The following is a 17,349-nucleotide window of genomic DNA, read 5'->3' on the forward strand; positions in this document are numbered from 1 at the left end:
ACTATCGTGATTTTAGCTGAGTCGCCCCGTCGCATGCGTGTTACCCGATTAGTTAGTTGGGGGCACTGGTTCGCATTGGCCAATATTGTTTTTGCGTTAACCATTTCATCCATTTTTTTGTTTTCGTCACCTTCTCCGGGATCGCTACTAGGCAATGCGTATCTGGTGACAAACTGGTTAGGGCACATAAGCTTCATCACATTTATTGGTTTTGTCATTCTTATATTGCCACTGTGTTACGTGGTAAGTAACGAGAAAGCAGTGAAAGCAACAGGTTCTGTTGTTGCAGCCATTGGCCTTGCTCTACTTGCGTTTGATGCACTCTTGTACACGCGCACCGGTTTTCATATTAGTTTTAGTGCTGCGGAGTTAGTCCGCGATGAAGCGCAATACAGAATCAGTCAGTTTGGCTGGCAACAATGGAGTTATTTGTTGCTGTTGTTTTTTATTTGGCTGGGTTGTCAACTGGTACTCGCGAACGCTATTTGGAAACGTCTAGAGCGCCTCAATGAATATAAAATCGGTTTGCCAGTAACCAGCGTATTTGTATTTTGTTTTGTGTCTAGTCATGCAGTTCACGTTTGGGCCGATGCACAATTGTACCAACCCATCATCAAACAAGATAACTTGTTTCCATTGTCATATCCCGCCACAGCAAAAACCACGCTCTCTCGCTATGGTCTGCTCGATTTGGCTCGCTATGAACAACGAAAACAGTTGCAGTTTAATTCGAACCTGCAATCCATCAGGTACCCCAGTGAACCCGTGTACTGCAGTGTAAACGACAGCAGGCCCACGATAGTATTCATTCAGACAGACGATTTTCCACTGAGTGATTTTTCCTCGCTTGGGCTAAGTGCTATCGAACAATACTATGCAACGTCTTCGTCAAGGGAATCCCTTGTGATGTCAGCCATATTTGGTGTGCCAGAATTGTATAAAACGCCGTTGCTGAACAAACGGCCTGTACTTTTGGCGTTGCCTCATGCTCAGGGTATGCATGTGAGTATTAGTACCGACGCCATTATTGAGCACAATTATATTAAGCCTTATCAAGAGCCCTTCGCCATTCCCGTATCCGGTATGCACATTGCCTTTACCGATGCGCAAACCATCCGTACCGTAGTCAATGAGGGCCTGATACAAAGCCATCATGTGATCATAGCAGGTATAGGTAACAATCCTCAGCAGAAAGGTGTGTTGTATTCAAACCTAACCCTTAAGGCAGAACTTGCCAGTATCGAGGATATAGCGCCAACGATATTGCATGCGTTTGGTTGTGATGCTCCTCCAAGGCTTTATTCCACAGGGCGTAACTTACTTGATCCCAGTAGAAACTGGATTGTCAGTACCAGCGAAGACAAAATTGTTGTGGTGAACAACAATCAGCGAATAGAAGTCATGAGCAATGGCAGCTATGAAATCATTAATACGCAGGATAACTCACGTAGTAACGAGCAACTGAATGTTGATTTACTCAGCCAGGCAATTAAACATTTAACCCGCTTTTCGGTAGCAAACTAGGCTATTTACTTTCTAGTATCTGGGACAGTTTACTTACTGCTTTTACCTTACCAAAAGCATTGTCGATATGTTCCTGATGATGCGGTGCTACCTGTTGAGCCAAATAGTAAATCTGCCCGACCCCTGCCTCCTCCGCAGCCATGACATCTCGCCAGCTATCACCAATCATTGTGGAGTCCGCCGGATTGATGTGATGCGCTTCAATGGCATCAAATAACATGCCGCCAGCAGGTTTGCGGCAGCCACATACCTTTTTATATTTGCCAAGTGCATGTTCAGGATGATGTGGGCAAAAGTAAACACCATCGAATTGTACCTGACTGGCTGATAATGCCTGATTCATCCACGTCATCAATGCGTGAAAATCTTTTTCTGAATAGTAGCCACGGCCTATCCCTGACTGGTTAGTCACTACAATAATTTTGTAACCTTTATTCTTGAAGGCCTGCATGATGTCAATGACGCCGGGTACCCACTCCACATCAGCCGCTTGGTAGATATAGCCCTTATCAATGTTGATTACGCCATCGCGATCAAGAAACAATGCTTTGTGCATGAATCACTTTCTTTTTTATCAATGCGATGGCGCTAAGTGTATCACTTAGTTATTCTGATCAAATAACCTAAAAATGCTGGAAAAATCTTTTTCTGCATAACCTTGGTTCTGGTGCATCTTGTACAAACTCTGTGCCAGTGAAGCCATCGGCGTGGCAGAACCGCTTCCTTGTGCAGCCTCTGCAGCGAGTCCGAGATCTTTGTTCATCAGTTTAACCATGAAGCCCCCTTCATAATCATTACTTGACGGCACAGTGTCCATAACGCCGGGACAAGGATTATACAGTTGAAGTGCCCAGTTATTGCCCGAGCTCTGTTTCATGATCTCAGACATTACTTTAGGATCCAGACCGTTGTGAATAGCCAACTGGAGCGCTTCACTTGTCCCTGCCATTAGAACAGCTAGAAGCATGTTATTGCATATTTTAGCAATTTGACCTGAGCCTAAGTCTCCCGCGTGAAAAAGGTTTTTGCCCATCGCGCTTAAAACAGGTCTGGCACGGTCAACATCTTGTTCAGCGCCACCCATAATGAAGGTAAGTGTCCCAGCTTTGGCGCCACCCACACCGCCTGAAACGGGCGCATCGATAAAGCCCACTCCCTTTTGTGACAATCTATTGCCGACAGAACGCGCAGTATCAGCGTCTATGGTGCTGCAGTCTATCACCAGCGTATCTGTGCCTAGTCCATCAGCGATACCGTGGTTTTGGTCAAAATATACAGACTCCACGTGCTTTGCTGCCGGCAACATAGTGATAACGGTATCAGCACCCTCAACAGCCCGTCTGGCCGAATCAGCAGCAGTCGCGCCCACTGCTGTTAATGATGCAACTGCCTCTTTATTCAAATCAAAAACAGTAACCGAAAAATTGGCATTTAACAGGTTTGCCGCCATTGGCCCACCCATATTACCAAGGCCAATAAAAGTGATATTTTTCATTAACTCGTTCCTTTCATTTCCAAGTGACTGAGTGGATGTGTAGCGCCTGCCCAAATAGGCGTAAAATGCTTTGCAATGACGTCGTCGGGTACTTCGTCAAGCTGCTTGTAACGCCAGTTGGGTGAATTGTCTTTGTCAATTAATAAGGCTCTCACACCTTCTTGGAATTCTCCCAGTGCTGCGCACGTGCAAGCCATATTCAATTCCAGCCTGAACGCCTCAGCAAGATTTAGGTGCGCGCCACGCCGAATCTGTTCAAACACGACATGCGCTGTGATAGGCGAACCTTTGGTAAAATTGCCAACTGCTCTGTTAATCCACTTATCATCCCTATTCAAACCTTCTAACATTGCTGCTACTTCAATGACAGAGTCAGCCTTGTCCAACGCTGCAATCTCATGTTGGTATTGCGCCAGCTTAGACGGATTTGTAGCCGGAACAGTAAACTGCTCAAGTACCTGAGTAACCTGCTTTCCATGCTCTGAATCGGCTGACCATTCAATATCGAGTAACGCGTCGATGACTGCATCAATGTTGCCATCAGCGATATGATGATCAGCCATGCCCACAAACAGCGCATCTGCGGCGTTAAACGGAATGCCCGTCAGTCCAAGAAATAGACCCATTCCTCGTCCAAGCCGTGGCAGGAAATAGGTGCCTCCCACATCGGGAAACAGCCCTATGGTTATTTCAGGCATAGCCAAACGACTGCTAGGCGTGACGACTTTGTGACTGGCACCACAAAACAGTCCCATTCCGCCCCCCATCACAAATCCGTGACCCACTACGATAATGGGCTTATTGTATGTGTGAATAAGGTAATCCAACCGGTATTCGGTAGTGAAGAATGCCTCAACACTCGACGGCGTTTGTTCGGGCTGCGCTGTCATGGCTTTATGCATTGAGACAACATCGCCACCCGCACAAAAGGCCTTGTCGCCTGCCCCATAAACGCAGACACAGGTGATGTTGTCATCACTTGCCCACTCCTCAAGTAGCGACAACATAGACTCAGCCATATTGTGATCCAATGCATTCAGCGCTTTGGGCTTATTAAGAACAATGGTGCCTATACTTTTCCCAGCTTTACCGGGCTTAATAGCACTTAATATTGCTGCGTTTTCAGCCATAGCAACTACTCTACCTTAGTTAAATCTGACAACAGTCTTCTTGCAATAATCACCCGCATGATCTCATTGGTACCCTCTAGGATTTGATGTACGCGTACATCACGCACATGGCGCTCCAATGGATATTCTTTGATGTAACCATAGCCACCATGTATTTGTAGCGCCTGATTGCAAACATCAAACCCCACATCAGTAGCAAAACGCTTAGCCATTGCACAATAAGTGGTTTTGTCGGCATGGTTGCCATCTAGCTTGCTCGCTGCCAATCTAACCATTTGACGCGCGGCAACCAAATCAGTGGCCATGTCGGCCAGTTTGAACTGTAATGCCTGAAACGCTGCTAATGGTTTGCCAAACTGTTGTCTTTCCTGCATGTAAGCGTTTGCTGTGTTCAGCGCTTGCTGGGCGGTACCGACAGAACACGTTGCGATATTGATGCGTCCACCGTCCAGCCCTTTCATTGCAAAGGTAAATCCCTGGCCTTCATCGCCAAGCAAATTCGCCTTGGGCACAAATACATCTTCAAACGTCACCATGCGAGTTGGCTGGGCATTCCAACCCATTTTTTCTTCGGGCTTGCCATACACAATGCCTTCACTGTCTGCAGGAACAGCAAAAGCAGAGACGCCTTTAGGTCCGGCTTCACCTGTTCTTGCCATTACCACTAGCATGTCTGTGCTTCCTGCACCCGAGATAAATACTTTTGAGCCGCTTAACAAATAGCCGTCTTGATGAGAAGTGGCTTTAGTTTTTAATGACGCTGCATCTGAGCCTGAGCCAGGCTCTGTCAAACAATAAGAAGCCAGTTTTTCACCGGCAACCAGTGCATCACACCAGGCAGACTTGACCTCGTCACTACCCCAGGTAGCAATCATCCAGGTGGCCATATTGTGTATGGTCAACATGGCTGTAGTGGTGGTACACCCCATAGATAACTGTTCAAAGATAATGGAAGAATCCAGTCGGGCTAGCCCCAAACCGCCCGCATTTTCTGGCGTATACAGCCCACAAAAACCCAGACCGCCTGCTTCGCGGAACACGTCTGTCGGAAAGATGTGCTCTTTGTCCCAATGTGCGGCATTTGGCAACAATCGATCTTCTGCAAACTGCCTTGCTGTTTCTTCAAAAGCCCGTTGATCATCGGTTAATTCGAAATTCATTTACTGCCCCCTGATCAGTCAATCGATATGGTCATGTTTGGACCACGTGCAATATCGTCTTCCAACCATCGAGAAGTGATGGTTTTGGTTTCTGTATAAAAGCGCACGGCTTGCTTACCGTAGGCATGTAAATCACCATAGAAAGAGTTTTTCCAGCCCGTGAAAGAGAAGAAAGGCAGTGGAACAGGAATAGGCACATTAATGCCGACCTGACCGACTGTGACCTCGCGCTGATACTTACGCGCTGCTGATCCACTGTTGGTGAATATAGAGGTTCCATTGCCAAAAGGGTTATTATTCACAAGCGCTAATGCTTCATCTAGTGTCTCTACGCACATACAGCATAGAACAGGACCAAAAATCTCCTGTTGGTAAATCGCCATATCTGCAGTGACGTCTTTAAACACGGTAGGGCCAACCCAGTTTCCCGATTCCTTACCGGCTACCGTTACGTCGCTGCCATCAACCAGGCAGGTTGCCCCCTCATCTTTACCTTGTTGAATTAGAGAGAGCACTCTTGCTTTTGCCGCTGGGCTGATGAGTGGTCCGAATCCGGCGTTTTTGTCATCCCATACACCTGGCTTAACCTGCGCGATTTTTTCTGCCAGCTCATCAATCCACTGCTGCGATTCACCCACAAAAACAGCAACAGAGATAGCCATACAACGCTGACCTGCTGCACCAACAGAGGCCCCCACCATTTGGTTAATGACGTGTTCTTTGTTGGCATCAGGCATGATCACACTGTGATTCTTCGCGCCTGCGAAACACTGCGCTCGCTTCATATGGTCTGTGGCTGTTTTATAAATATATTGTCCTACTGGCACAGAACCAACAAAAGAAACAGCGTGTACGTCAGGGTGTGTTAACAAAGGCTCAACCTGCTCCTTTCCACCATGCACAATGTTCAGCACGCCAGCTGGAGCGCCTGCTTGCATGAACAGCTCAGCCAACTTCATTGGCGTTAGAGGATCTTGTTCAGAGGGTTTAAGCACAAAGGTGTTGCCGCATGCAATGGCAAGAGGAAACATCCATAGAGGGATCATCGCAGGGAAATTAAAAGGTGTGATCCCTGTACAAACACCAAGCGGTTGGATCATGCTAACTGTATCGATGCCGCGAGCCACATTTTCCACGGTTTCTCCCATCATTAGCGAAGGCACATTCATGGCTTGCTCAACCACTTCAATACCACGCCAAACATCGCCCTTGGCATCGTCAAACGTCTTTCCGGTCTCCTGTGATAACACAGTAGCAATTTCATCATGATGCGTCTTTAGCAACGCTTGATAACGCATCATCACTCGTGCCCGTTCAGTTACAGGCACATCTTTCCACGTTTCGAAAGCAGCTTTGGCACTGGCAATGGCTTGCTCGATTTCTACCTGAGTCGCACAGGGCGTTTTTGCAATAACGCTGTTATCAGCAGGATTGGTTACATCGATAAATTCAGAAGAAGAAGAAGGCGTAAACTCGCCGTTGATTAACAAAGGAACTGTGTGCATTACATATCTCACGTAAGTAGTCACAAAAAATTAACAGCAACCTTACCTACTGTTTCACTTTACGTAAACGTTAACCTAATGCGACCCAAACAGGGAGTGTAAACATTATTGTACGCATAACAAAGTATCAATCTGTACACGAAATATTCGTGACGGAAAAACAGTCGACTGTTATTCTGAATACAGTTGCAACACAACATTTTTGGCCATATGGACTTACAACTTCGCCTGGCAATAGTTGAGGATAATGCTACTGCCAGAACGAATCTACGCAGTCATTTGTTACCTTTCGGTTGCTTTGATATCCATAGCTTCAGTAACGGCAATGAGCTGCGAAGTGCCCTGAAGCGCCAACCCATCGATGTTGTGATTATTGATTACCATCTGGGCCAACACAAAAATGGTGTTGAATGCATAGAAGGGCTAAAACTGTCTGGCCATATTAAACCCAGTACAGGTGTGTTTTTCATTACCGCCGACCGCGCACCCAAAACTATCGCGCAAATTATGGAATTGCATCCTGACATGCTCATTGTAAAACCCTATACCATGGGAATGTTAACCAAGCACATAGAAAAATATCTAGTATTCAGGCAATTGGTTACCGATGTGTTGAATCACATGGATAATGGCATATATGACTTGGCTCTGCGACACATGAAAGATCTCATATTAGACGCACAACCCGTCAATGCTAATACGCATAGGTTTATGCCCGAGCTAAACAAGCTCTTTGCCCGCCTGTTGGTTTATACCGGTTTTTACAGCTCTGCCGTCACACTCTACGACAGTATCTTACAACGCTCTGACAAAGTCCTCTGGGCTCAGTGGGGGAAAATTAAATGCCAATATCTATTAGGCGAGTGGAGTGCCTGCGAAAATATTTTGCAACATCTTGTAAAAACAAATCTGACACGCGACAAAGCATTCGAGTGGCTCGCCTGCCTAAGTGCCGAGCGAGAGCTTTATGAACAAACCAGTGACTTTTTGGAAAACATTAAAGTAACAGATTTGACTATGTCTGCGACCAAGCTAATAACGCTGGCCTACCGCAAACAAAACAAAGTTATTGAAGGTATTGATTTACTGCAAAGGCAACGAGAACACAACCGCTCAACCCGTGATAGGTTTGAAGAGTTTACTTATGAGCTGGCTGAGTTTTATATTGCCATCGCAGAAGAAACGCCATTGAAGCAACGAGAAGAAAGCCTCTCCCAAGCGCGAAAACTAATTGGTATGGCTGCCAGAGGGGAATCAGACATGCAGCTAAAACTCAAGAAAGACGTGCTTTTAGCTTACTCTGCCACACTCGAAGGTGATAACGAAAAAGCACAGAAGCTCATTGGTGATCTTAATATGCTGGCCTTGCAATCAGCCCAGCCCAGTGCGCAATTTTGTGCAGCTAAAGTATTGTTCTCAATTGGCCATAAGGAGAACGGCAAAGCACTGCTAAACCGCGCTGAAGCGCAGCTTGAAAAAGCCGAGGACCAAACCTGGCGTAGCGTAATGACAATAGGGCTAAACGACAGTGAAAAGACATTGGGGCTCGACCAACAGAAAGCCGTAGATTTAAACGAAGAGGGCATGGTTTTGTTTGCTAACAAGCAGGCAGAAAAAGCGATGCCCTTATTTTTTGAAGCGTTTCAGCGCATTCCCACAATGCCCGCTTTCTCACTCAATTTGCTACAGTGCCTGGTAGAGCTTAATCGTACGTCATTCAGACACATCACCACTGGTCACCTGCTTGAACAGCTTTCACAGCTCTCGCTCAACCAAGCCAACCAACAACGACTAGACAGAATCCAAAAGTTAATGGCCCGAGAATCGTGTTAGCAATGAAGATGTATCATAACGCCCATTGCCCGCTTTTTGTACGTCAGCATAAAATTGATCGACTAACGCAGTAAGTGGCAAGGTAGAGCCATTTCTTCGAGCTTCGTTCAAAGCAATATTTAAATCTTTTCGCATCCAGTCAACGGCAAAGCCAAAATTGTATTCTCCCTCAATCATGGTCTTAGCTCTGTTCTCCATTTGCCAAGATTGTGCCGCGCCTTTGCTGATGACGTCGATCACTGCGGCGCAGTCCATACCCGCGTTGGTACCAAACTGAAGCGCTTCTGCCAGCCCCTGTACTATCCCAGCAATGCAAATTTGATTCATCATCTTTGCCAACTGTCCGCTACCCGCCGGCCCGAGTAATCGGGCACTTTGCGAGTAGCAAGCGATGACCTCTTTTACGCTTTCAAATGCAGAAGCCGCGCCGCCAAGCATGACCGTCAGCTTGCCATTTTCAGCGCCGGCCTGGCCACCAGAGACGGGGGCATCCATAAACTGTACACCTTTCTTTTGGCAATGATTCGACAACACCCTGGCAATATCGGCAGAGGCGGTAGTGTGATCGACCAGTATGGTGTTAGCCTGCATAGTCGACAAAACACCCTGCTCGCCCAGTGTAACCTCAGTAACATCATCATCATTACCGACACACAGAAATACCATGTCACACCCTGCTGCCGCATCTGCTGGCGTCGCTGCGTACTTTCCAACATATTCCTGTGTCCAGCGAACAGCTTTTTCCTGTGTGCGATTGAATACCGTCACCGAATATCCCGCATTGGCAAGATGACCAGCCATGGGGAAGCCCATTACGCCGAGTCCAATAAAAGCTAATTTGGGTTTGTTGTTGTGCATCTGCTGTCCTTTTATTTTTCGCTGTGCCAAACTCACAGTCTAAAATCTTAGTTGTTAGGAATTATCAATGAGCAACAGCGTACATGAGTTTTCGGCACGTTTAAATGACGGCACTGAACAAGACTTGTCCGAATACAAAGGTCAGGTTCTCCTAATCGTTAATACCGCAAGTAAATGTGGATTCACGCCGCAGTATGATGGTTTAGAAGCCTTATATGAGCAATATAAAGATAAGGGATTTAGTGTACTGGCTTTTCCTTGCAATCAATTTGGAAGCCAAGAACCGGGTGACGCAGGCGATATCGCAGAATTTTGCGTAACCAAATTCAGCATTAAGTTTCCTTTGTTCGAAAAAGTTGATGTTAATGGCGACAAGGCGTTACCGCTCTATGATTATTTAAAAACGGAAGCGCCAGGCGTGCTTGGCAGTAAAGGTATCAAGTGGAATTTTACAAAGTTTTTGGTAGGGAAAGACGGCAAAGTCATCAAGCGTTATGCCCCAGCAACCTCACCGGAAAGCATACAAGCCGACATTGAAAAAGCGTTACAGGGCTAATGATGAATCACATCGCATTTTTCAGTACAAAAGCCTATGACAAAAGGGCTTTTGAGCCATTTTTAATACAGCACCAAGGTGCGCTCACCTGTAATTATTTCGAGGCGTCATTGTCTCCAGAAACAGCATCTTTAGCGCACGGTCACGATGCCGTATGCACATTTGTTAATGATAATATTTGCAGTGATACGTTGAGGGCCTTGCATGCTGCAGGGGTTAAGCATGTTGCTCTGCGTTGTGCAGGGTTTAATCAGGTAGATGTAGAAACAGCGAAAGCGTTAAACATTGCTATTTCTCGCGTGCCTGCCTACTCACCCGAAGCCGTAGCCGAACACACAATAGCCTTAATTCTGACTCTAAACCGGCGCTTGCACAAAGCCTATAATCGGGTAAGAGAGGGTAATTTCTCATTGGATGGATTACAGGGCTTTACCTTACATGGTAAGACCGTAGGCATTGTTGGTACCGGGAAGATTGGATTAGCAACAATCAAAATCCTTGCCGGTTTTGGCTGTAATATTCTGTGTTATGACATCGCAAAAAATCCCGAAGCAGAAGCACTTGGTGCACGATATGTCGACATACCGGAATTGTTAAGTAGCAGTCATATAGTGAGTCTTCATTGCCCGTTAAACGAAGATACACACCACATCATAAACGATGATGCCATTGCACGTATGCGTGAAAAAGTAATGCTTATCAACACATCTAGAGGTGGCCTGGTTGACACCCACGCCATTATACAGGGACTGAAAAAAGGCAAGATTGGCTACTTGGGGTTAGATGTGTACGAGATGGAATCGGAACTCTTTTTTAGAGACCTCTCTGACACCATCATACAAGATGATGTCTTCGAGCGACTTGCTACGTTCCCCAATGTGTTGATTACAGGGCATCAGGGTTTTTTCACTCACGAAGCACTGGAAGAGATAGCCAGAGTGACAGTAGAAAATCTCGTGCACTTTTCTAAGGGGCAGCTTGATGGTGCTCGTCGGGTTGTTTAGCAAGTACGTGTAGATAGCGGCCAAATAGGCTAAATGGCGCTTGCTGGCAATACTGCTTTTCCAACGCAAGGAGATACTGGTATTCCTGCTCCGATACCAAAGGTCTCTTCATATAGTCGTAAAAACACCGTATTCCGGACGTTTGAATACAATGAAATCCAATCCCGGACAATGATTGTGAGACCTCGTCCAATGTTAAGGGTGATTGCGGGTTGAGCCTGACCTGGTTTTTAACCTGTAAGCCATTTTCCACGTACTCAAAATTACCGTATACCACATTTGAAAACAATTTGGCGTCTCTGTTAAAGAAGCTTAAGCTCAAGGTACCTTCAGGCTTCAAAAAACGCACAAGACTAGCCATGCACTTTAATGGTTCGGCAAGCCATTCGAGCACAGCATGACAAATGACAAGATCGTATTTTTCTTCACTGTTGAAAGTCTGAATGGGTGAACAAAAAAAACGCACCATACCTGTGTCAATTGCAGAATTCATTGATGCTTTAGCAAGTTCAAGCACATCTGAAGAAATGTCAACGATATCGACCTTATGACCCCACTCTATAAAGGTCTGAGCCATGACACCCGTTCCCCCACCAAGATCCAACACCTTAAGTGGTGTTTTATGGGCAAAGTGTGGCGCAAGAACATGGCTAAGTATTGCGTGCCGAAGTTTGCCTTTAGGGGTGCCATAAATGTTTTTATTGAACTTATCCGCAATACCGTCAAATGATTGGTCTCGACGAATGTCTTGACGAATGTCCTTTTTATTAGTCATGTTTATGCTGGGTTATCAATATCAACAAAAGACACAGCCACACCGGTTTGTGCTGTTAGCCATTCTCCTAAGGCTTTTACACCATAGCGCTCTGTAGCATGATGCCCTGCACTGAAAAAGCTAATGCCCATCTCTCTTGCGACGTGAATAGTCTGTTCAGAAACTTCGCCACTAATGAAGCCGTCTATACCCGCTTCGGCCGCCGCCTCAATATATCCTTGTCCTCCGCCTGTGCACCAGGCAAGAGTAGTTATGCTGCGGTTACCTGGCTCCATGAGTACTGACCTTCCTAACGTGCTTTCAAGACGTGTTTTAACGTCGACAGGCTCACAAGTATCAACTTCACCGGTATAAACAAGACCCTGTGGTTTAATTGAGTTCAAAGGCTTAATGGCGTTCACGTTGAGCAACTGACCCAGCTGCACGTTATTGCCCACCTCAGCGTGAACATCTAAAGGCAGGTGATAAGCAAAAAGATTGATATTGTTTTCAAGCAATGCTTTAAATCGACTGCGCTTCATACCTGTTATGACCGGCGCTTCACCTTTCCAGAAATAGCCGTGATGGACCAAAATAGTGTCTGCATTTAGTGCTATCGCTCTGTCTATGAGCGCTTGAGACGCCGTAACACCCGTCACGATATGAGAAATGGTATCAGTACCCTCTACCTGTAAACCATTTGGGCAGTAATCCTTAATTTCCTGGGGAGATAAAAAGTCATTCAGTATGTTCAATAGCTGATTTCGTTTCAAAGACATAACATTTCCGTAATAAATACGTTACAAATTAGACATCAACACAAAAATTCGTTATAACAAATCGGCTAGGTAAACCATATGAGGTAACGAAAAAAGAATGAGTAAACTCGATAAAGAGCAAGTAATTGCAGCTTTTACCGAAGCATACACAAAAGCAAACGGTAAAGCTCCACAAATTGAGGCAAAAGGCGGCTGGTTTAGTGTCGATGGCGGTAAAAACATGCGTCTTGCCCAATTAGATGAAATGGCAAAAACGCTCTCTGCAGACAAAGCTACGGCTGATACAAACAGCAAAGAAGCATCAAAGCCAAAAGCAAAACCTGCCACTAAAGCCAAAGCTAAAAAAACAAAATCCGATACAGGATTCTCTGTGAAGCAGTACTGGGCAGAGCAAATTAAGTCAGACAACGCTGGCGCAATCTTGCCCCGATAATCTGCATCTGGCTATTTTGCACTTATACCCTGGGACACAAACGGTAGCAGGCTGAGCAGAATTTCATGGGTTGAGGTCTGATGATTAAAATCGGCCTCAACAATTTCACTTAACGCTGTTCTCGCTGCCATTGAAAACACCACAGAGCCTAAGGCAAAGTGCAAGCGCCAGAATAATGTCTCAGCGCTAATCCACGACACGCTTTTGTGAATACACTGCACCAACATGGATAAGGTTTCACCATACTCCGCCTGAATAAACTTTCGCATATGACCACGAGATTCATTGTAACCTCTGCCCAAAAGTAACAAAAACACCGCAGCGCCATTTGACCTGATTTTTTCCAATGCCATCAAAGGCGCAATAAGCGCACCAAACACATCCTCTACGTTAACATCATCTCGCTCGTTAACGGCGTTAAGCACCTTATTGAGGTCAGGCATCAGTTGGTCAAAGTAGCGTTGAAATACTGCCTGGATAAGATTGTTTTTGCTCCCGAAGTGATAATTGATTGCAGCCAGATTAACATCGGCCTCTGTCGTTATCTCGCGCATAGACGTTTGCGCAAAGCCCTGCTCCGCAAACAACCGCTCTGCCGCAATCAATATTCGCTTTTTGGTATTCACTTAGCTAAACCAGTTAGTAGCTTTACCCCAAAGCCTGACCAAGCCGCGTTCCAACGTCACTGATGCCGCCAGTCCAAGTTTCTCTGCAACATTTTTCTTTTGGCTGTATTTCACCGAATAAATAGACGTATCTTCATTCTTAGCCAATAAAACATCGTCGGACGTTTTAATTTCATCCACTAAATGTAACGATAACGCCTGTGTGCCATACCAGTATTCGCCCGTCGCCACTTTATCAATTTCCAGCGCTGCACGATGATGCTGAACATGCTGTTTGAACATCTGATGGACCTCAGTTAATTCTTCTCTGAACTTTTCACGGCCTTCGTCAGTATTTTCGCCAAATACCGTTAGCGTTCGTTTATAGTCGCCTGCAGTATGCTGTTCAAATTCAATGTTGTTCTTCTTTAACAACTTATTAAAGTTGGGAAGCTGCGCCAATACACCAATTGAACCTATGATCGCAAACGGTGCAGCATAAACCTTATCTGCCACACAAGCCATCATATAGCCGCCACTTGCCGCCACCTTATCCACACAGGCTGTTAAGGTAAGTCCTTTGTCTTTTATCCTTTGAAGCTGTGATGCTGCAAGTCCGTATCCATGCACAACACCACCACCGCTCTCAATTTTAACCAACACTTCATCGCCTTCTTCTGCATTGCAGATAATCGCCGTCACTTCCTCTCGCAAATGATCAACTTCATGGGCATCCATGGACCCTTTAAAATCGATAACGAATAAGCGTTTCTTTTCCTCACTGTCTTGCTTTTTAGACGCTTTCGCTGCTTTTTTCTCAGCTTTAGCCCTCTTTTTGAGAGCGTCTTTGTCTAACAAAACCTGTTGAGCATACTGTTTAAGCTCTTCAAGTTGTTCGCTTATTGAGCGAATCTCCAGTTGTCCTTTGCCCGGCTTTTGCTTCATCGCTGCGCTTGCCAGCAAACCAATCACAACGGCAATGGCCACCACTATTGTTACTGACTTGGCTAAAAAAATGCCGTATTCGTACAAAAATTCCAATGTTCACCTCATTTAAAACAAAAAGGCCCCGCGGGGCCTTTTATTTGAACCGCTTATAGCGGCAAGTTTACCAGTCTTATATCACTGTGACGATAGGTCTAGCTCGTCTACTTTGTTGTTCTCAATGTCCTGGTCTGTAAAAAACAGCGGGCGTAATTGAGGGCTACTGGAATACAATAATGTTTGATCATCATTATTTTCATCGCCCAACACTCTTGACTGAGAATACGTCAATAAGCCACGACCAACAGGACCTTGTTCGGTAAAGTTCACAATATACATCCAGCTGCTGCCATAGCCAATGTGATAGCCTTTGGCCTCAGCCGACATATTAGTGCCTGGTAGTGACGGATAGGTATGACGAGGTAACAAGGTACCGTTATCACCACCGTCTGATCTAAACACATTAAACCCGCCTTCTACATTGTGCGATCCCGCCCACGGAATGCGTATGCCAGAGGGTGAACCATCAGGTAGACTGCGCTCAATAAACTGCACATTACCGAAGGTTTCATCAGCGGCAACACCCGCAACATTCAATACCTGAACTGCACGTGCAAAATGCATCAGCGTGGTATCATTTTGTGCCAAACCACTTGGCGTAGTGGCTGGTGCAGAAACATCAAACGGTTCAACCCACTGAGGGTTGGTGGCAAATTGGAAGGCGAACTCTCTGAACAAGTGTGCAGCCACACTATTTACATTCATCGTCCCGTCCCATAGCGACAATGCACTACACGCCGCGCTAATATCAACACTGACACCGTCAACATCAACAGGCTCGGAACCTTGTGCCTGACAAACTTCCAATAAGCCATCGAGTACTTCGATACCTAAATAACTGGCATTGCTCAGTAATCCAGCTTCTAATTCTGCTGGTGAGAACTTGCCATCCGTCCCGGCACCGTTAGCGATTAAAAAGTGCCCATGTCTGGACCGGAGCGATTGCTGGTTACCTACTTGCCCATAAAGTGGCGACACGCCATCAATAGGCGATTCAAGGTTAGTTAACCAGAAGCTGTCATTAGAGTTCTGAACATAGTCAGCGCCTTCGTATTTGGGTGCCTCTTCATAAGGTACAGGGATATCAAAATCAAACTGAGACGACAGACCTGGCAAGATCGTAAAACCAGCCGCCTGCTTGGCTGCGATAAGCTCCGGGTTTGTCGTGAGCTGGTCAATCGCTGTCTGTGTTAAACGCGGTACCGTTGAATCGTCAATGTAGAAGACTTCGCCTTCTTTTGACGCTGCCATGGTGTTATTAAATATCACACCATCATAGTCTTTAAAGGCTTGCTTGAACTCTTCCATGTTACTGGCTAAATTCATTGCCAACCAGTGATCAACCACATCGTGGTTAGGGAAGTTTACGTCCTTTATCGCATATACGCTGCCATTGCCCCAGTCAAAGGCCCCAGGCACTTCGATAATTGGCCCGTAATTGGTTACGTAGGCTGTTTTCTGTAATTGGATGGTTTGCCCCGCACCCACAGCAACATCAATCACCAACTCTTTGGGAAAGATAGTTCTTTTGTTGCCATCGACTAAATGCGTTAGCGAAGAAGGGTCAGATTCATCAAGACTAAGCTGATACACCACAAAGTGCTCTGCCGTTGAAAACGTGTGCGTCCATGCCATGTTTTCATTGAAACCAATATTGATACCACCGGGCATGCCGGACAATGAACCGCCAATTACATTTAGATGCCCGGGAATGGTAATGTGAGACTGCCAAAATCGCAGATTACCCGTATGAGGGAAATGCGGGTTACCCATCACCATTCCCATGCCATTTTCTGTCATTTCACTTCCGAGGCCCCATCCGTTTGAACCCAAATCTTGAGGGTTCGTCGTATCGGGGGCCGCAACAGTGGGATTTATTTCAAAAGGCGCAGGTTTTCCGCTGTCAACAGGCGTCGGCAAGGGATTCACGCCGTCAGGCGCAGCAATAAACATGGCGCCAAGGAAGTTGGCTGCTCCAGGTAAAAGTGCAATACCCAATGTCATATTGTACACATCGACAGCACTAATTGGCTGTACCCATGGCTGGCCCGCACACTGCGGATCCATGTCAGACAAAGGTGTACTAGCAATATACTTATTGTAGCCAGCCGCATACCCTTGCATCATGGCTTTGGTATTGTCACTCAATGAAACAAAGTTAGACTCAGCAATCTCGCGAATACCCACGGTCAAGTAACCAAAGTCGTTGATCAGGTTTTGCGAATCACCTGATCCCAACACTTTGTCAGGTCCGAAATACTTGGAGCGCTCAGAATTATATCGCACAACCTGGTCGGCGATTATGCACAGGTTGTCATTCGCAAAGGCATAGCCAATACCAAAAGACATGCTTTCCAAATTGTCTGCTGTGACATGCGGCACGCCATAGGTCGTCCAACGAATGTTAGCGTCTAGTGAGCCGTCGGTATCAAATGCGGGAACTGGATCAGGTGCCGGTGTAGGTGTCGGCGTCGGTGTTGGTGTCGGCGTTGTCGGTTGAACATTGCTAAAATCATTGCTTCCACCACCACACCCGATAACGAGGGCAACGGATAGTCCTACAAAACTCAGTCGAAATGACTTACCTATTTTCATTGTTTATTTCCTTAATACGTATTGCGACATAGGTGCATTGATATCTTGGATGAAAAAAAAGCTGAGCGAATGCC

Annotated in this window: 16 protein-coding genes; 5 read left to right on the top strand and 11 right to left on the bottom strand. The window is 46.0% G+C overall.

The window, feature by feature from the left end:
- Positions 1-6: 6 nt before the first annotated feature.
- Positions 7-1,524 (top strand): DUF3413 domain-containing protein, encoded by a 1,518-nt coding sequence (locus tag DRW07_RS08510; protein WP_124027447.1) that lies wholly within the window; start codon positions 7-9, stop codon positions 1,522-1,524.
- Position 1,525: 1 nt separating this feature from the next.
- On the opposite strand, the gene gmhB is transcribed toward DRW07_RS08510, so the two are convergent.
- The 5 genes from gmhB to DRW07_RS08535 are packed head-to-tail and all read right to left on the bottom strand — an operon-like array spanning position 1,526 to position 6,814.
- Positions 1,526-2,080 (bottom strand): D-glycero-beta-D-manno-heptose 1,7-bisphosphate 7-phosphatase, encoded by a 555-nt coding sequence (gmhB, locus tag DRW07_RS08515; protein ID WP_124027448.1) that lies wholly within the window; start codon positions 2,078-2,080, stop codon positions 1,526-1,528.
- A 45-nt stretch (positions 2,081-2,125) separates the two neighbouring features.
- Positions 2,126-3,019: a 3-hydroxyisobutyrate dehydrogenase gene (gene mmsB, locus DRW07_RS08520; RefSeq protein WP_124027449.1), complete on the bottom strand. Its 894-nt coding sequence runs from the start codon at positions 3,017-3,019 to the stop codon at positions 2,126-2,128.
- A complete protein-coding gene (locus DRW07_RS08525) occupies positions 3,019-4,149 on the bottom strand; it encodes an enoyl-CoA hydratase/isomerase family protein (protein ID WP_124027450.1) in 1,131 nt (376 codons plus the stop codon). Before DRW07_RS08525 ends, mmsB begins: the two co-directional genes overlap by 1 nt.
- A 5-nt stretch (positions 4,150-4,154) precedes the next feature.
- The gene (locus DRW07_RS08530) at positions 4,155-5,309 is read right to left on the bottom strand and encodes an acyl-CoA dehydrogenase family protein (RefSeq protein ID WP_124027451.1); all 1,155 of its coding nucleotides are present in this window, start codon (positions 5,307-5,309) and stop codon (positions 4,155-4,157) included.
- 14 nt (positions 5,310-5,323) lie between these two features.
- On the bottom strand, positions 5,324-6,814 hold the full coding sequence (locus DRW07_RS08535; protein WP_124027452.1) for a CoA-acylating methylmalonate-semialdehyde dehydrogenase: 1,491 nt from the start codon (positions 6,812-6,814) through the stop codon (positions 5,324-5,326).
- A gap of 186 nt (positions 6,815-7,000) precedes the next feature.
- On the opposite strand from DRW07_RS08535, the gene DRW07_RS08540 reads away from it, so the two are divergent.
- Entirely contained in the window at positions 7,001-8,647 is a 1,647-nt protein-coding gene (locus DRW07_RS08540) for a response regulator (protein WP_124027453.1), read from the top strand.
- Here the strand turns inward: DRW07_RS08540 and DRW07_RS08545 are convergent.
- On the bottom strand, positions 8,624-9,505 hold the full coding sequence (locus tag DRW07_RS08545) for an NAD(P)-dependent oxidoreductase (RefSeq protein ID WP_124027454.1): 882 nt from the start codon (positions 9,503-9,505) through the stop codon (positions 8,624-8,626). The genes DRW07_RS08540 and DRW07_RS08545 overlap by 24 nt on opposite strands.
- Before the next feature lie 67 nt (positions 9,506-9,572).
- Between DRW07_RS08545 and DRW07_RS08550 the strand changes: the two genes are divergently transcribed.
- Together DRW07_RS08550 and DRW07_RS08555 are read left to right on the top strand one after the other, a co-directional pair.
- Positions 9,573-10,061 carry a glutathione peroxidase gene (locus DRW07_RS08550; protein ID WP_124027455.1) on the top strand — a complete coding sequence of 163 codons (489 nt, stop codon included), beginning with the start codon at positions 9,573-9,575 and terminating at the stop codon, positions 10,059-10,061.
- Positions 10,061-11,065 carry a 2-hydroxyacid dehydrogenase gene (locus DRW07_RS08555; RefSeq protein WP_377923179.1) on the top strand — a complete coding sequence of 335 codons (1,005 nt, stop codon included), beginning with the start codon at positions 10,061-10,063 and terminating at the stop codon, positions 11,063-11,065. The genes DRW07_RS08550 and DRW07_RS08555 overlap by 1 nt, the downstream gene beginning before the upstream one ends.
- Here DRW07_RS08555 and DRW07_RS08560 read toward each other — a convergent pair.
- Positions 11,028-11,840 carry a methyltransferase domain-containing protein gene (locus DRW07_RS08560; protein ID WP_124027456.1) on the bottom strand — a complete coding sequence of 271 codons (813 nt, stop codon included), beginning with the start codon at positions 11,838-11,840 and terminating at the stop codon, positions 11,028-11,030. The genes DRW07_RS08555 and DRW07_RS08560 overlap by 38 nt on opposite strands.
- 2 nt (positions 11,841-11,842) lie before the next feature.
- Complete coding sequence (locus tag DRW07_RS08565; protein WP_124027457.1) at positions 11,843-12,598, bottom strand: Nif3-like dinuclear metal center hexameric protein; 756 nt, start codon at positions 12,596-12,598, stop codon at positions 11,843-11,845.
- A 97-nt stretch (positions 12,599-12,695) separates the two neighbouring features.
- Here DRW07_RS08565 and DRW07_RS08570 point away from each other — a divergent pair, with 97 nt between their 5' ends.
- The gene (locus DRW07_RS08570) at positions 12,696-13,031 is read left to right on the top strand and encodes a hypothetical protein (protein ID WP_124027458.1); all 336 of its coding nucleotides are present in this window, start codon (positions 12,696-12,698) and stop codon (positions 13,029-13,031) included.
- A gap of 11 nt (positions 13,032-13,042) precedes the next feature.
- Here the strand turns inward: DRW07_RS08570 and DRW07_RS08575 are convergent, their stop codons facing one another.
- From DRW07_RS08575 to DRW07_RS08585, 3 genes are all read right to left on the bottom strand, one after another.
- Positions 13,043-13,657, bottom strand: a complete 615-nt coding sequence (locus DRW07_RS08575; RefSeq protein ID WP_124027459.1) for a TetR/AcrR family transcriptional regulator — start codon at positions 13,655-13,657, stop codon at positions 13,043-13,045.
- Positions 13,658-14,677: a protease SohB gene (gene sohB, locus DRW07_RS08580; RefSeq protein ID WP_124027460.1), complete on the bottom strand. Its 1,020-nt coding sequence runs from the start codon at positions 14,675-14,677 to the stop codon at positions 13,658-13,660. It abuts the gene before it with no gap.
- An 81-nt stretch (positions 14,678-14,758) separates the two neighbouring features.
- A complete protein-coding gene (locus tag DRW07_RS08585; RefSeq protein WP_124027461.1) occupies positions 14,759-17,275 on the bottom strand; it encodes an acylase in 2,517 nt (838 codons plus the stop codon).
- Positions 17,276-17,349 lie beyond the last annotated feature (74 nt).

Source organism: Paralteromonas sediminis (genome assembly GCF_003820355.1).
GTDB classification, from domain to species: Bacteria; Pseudomonadota; Gammaproteobacteria; order Enterobacterales; family Alteromonadaceae; genus Alteromonas_F; species Alteromonas_F sediminis.

What these genes read in the sequence shown, in the direction of transcription:
- gmhB (WP_124027448.1), bottom strand. Translation starts at nt 2,080, where the DNA reads ATGCACAAAGCATTGTTTCTTGATCGCGATGGCGTAATCAACATTGAT.
- mmsB (WP_124027449.1), bottom strand. Translation starts at nt 3,019, where the DNA reads ATGAAAAATATCACTTTTATTGGCCTTGGTAATATGGGTGGGCCAATG.
- DRW07_RS08525 (WP_124027450.1), bottom strand. Translation starts at nt 4,149, where the DNA reads ATGGCTGAAAACGCAGCAATATTAAGTGCTATTAAGCCCGGTAAAGCT.
- DRW07_RS08530 (WP_124027451.1), bottom strand. Translation starts at nt 5,309, where the DNA reads ATGAATTTCGAATTAACCGATGATCAACGGGCTTTTGAAGAAACAGCA.
- DRW07_RS08535 (WP_124027452.1), bottom strand. Translation starts at nt 6,814, where the DNA reads ATGCACACAGTTCCTTTGTTAATCAACGGCGAGTTTACGCCTTCTTCT.
- DRW07_RS08545 (WP_124027454.1), bottom strand. Translation starts at nt 9,505, where the DNA reads ATGCACAACAACAAACCCAAATTAGCTTTTATTGGACTCGGCGTAATG.
- DRW07_RS08550 (WP_124027455.1), top strand. Translation starts at nt 9,573, where the DNA reads ATGAGCAACAGCGTACATGAGTTTTCGGCACGTTTAAATGACGGCACT.
- DRW07_RS08555 (WP_377923179.1), top strand. Translation starts at nt 10,061, where the DNA reads ATGATGAATCACATCGCATTTTTCAGTACAAAAGCCTATGACAAAAGG.
- DRW07_RS08560 (WP_124027456.1), bottom strand. Translation starts at nt 11,840, where the DNA reads ATGACTAATAAAAAGGACATTCGTCAAGACATTCGTCGAGACCAATCA.
- DRW07_RS08565 (WP_124027457.1), bottom strand. Translation starts at nt 12,598, where the DNA reads ATGTCTTTGAAACGAAATCAGCTATTGAACATACTGAATGACTTTTTA.
- DRW07_RS08570 (WP_124027458.1), top strand. Translation starts at nt 12,696, where the DNA reads ATGAGTAAACTCGATAAAGAGCAAGTAATTGCAGCTTTTACCGAAGCA.
- DRW07_RS08585 (WP_124027461.1), bottom strand. Translation starts at nt 17,275, where the DNA reads ATGAAAATAGGTAAGTCATTTCGACTGAGTTTTGTAGGACTATCCGTT.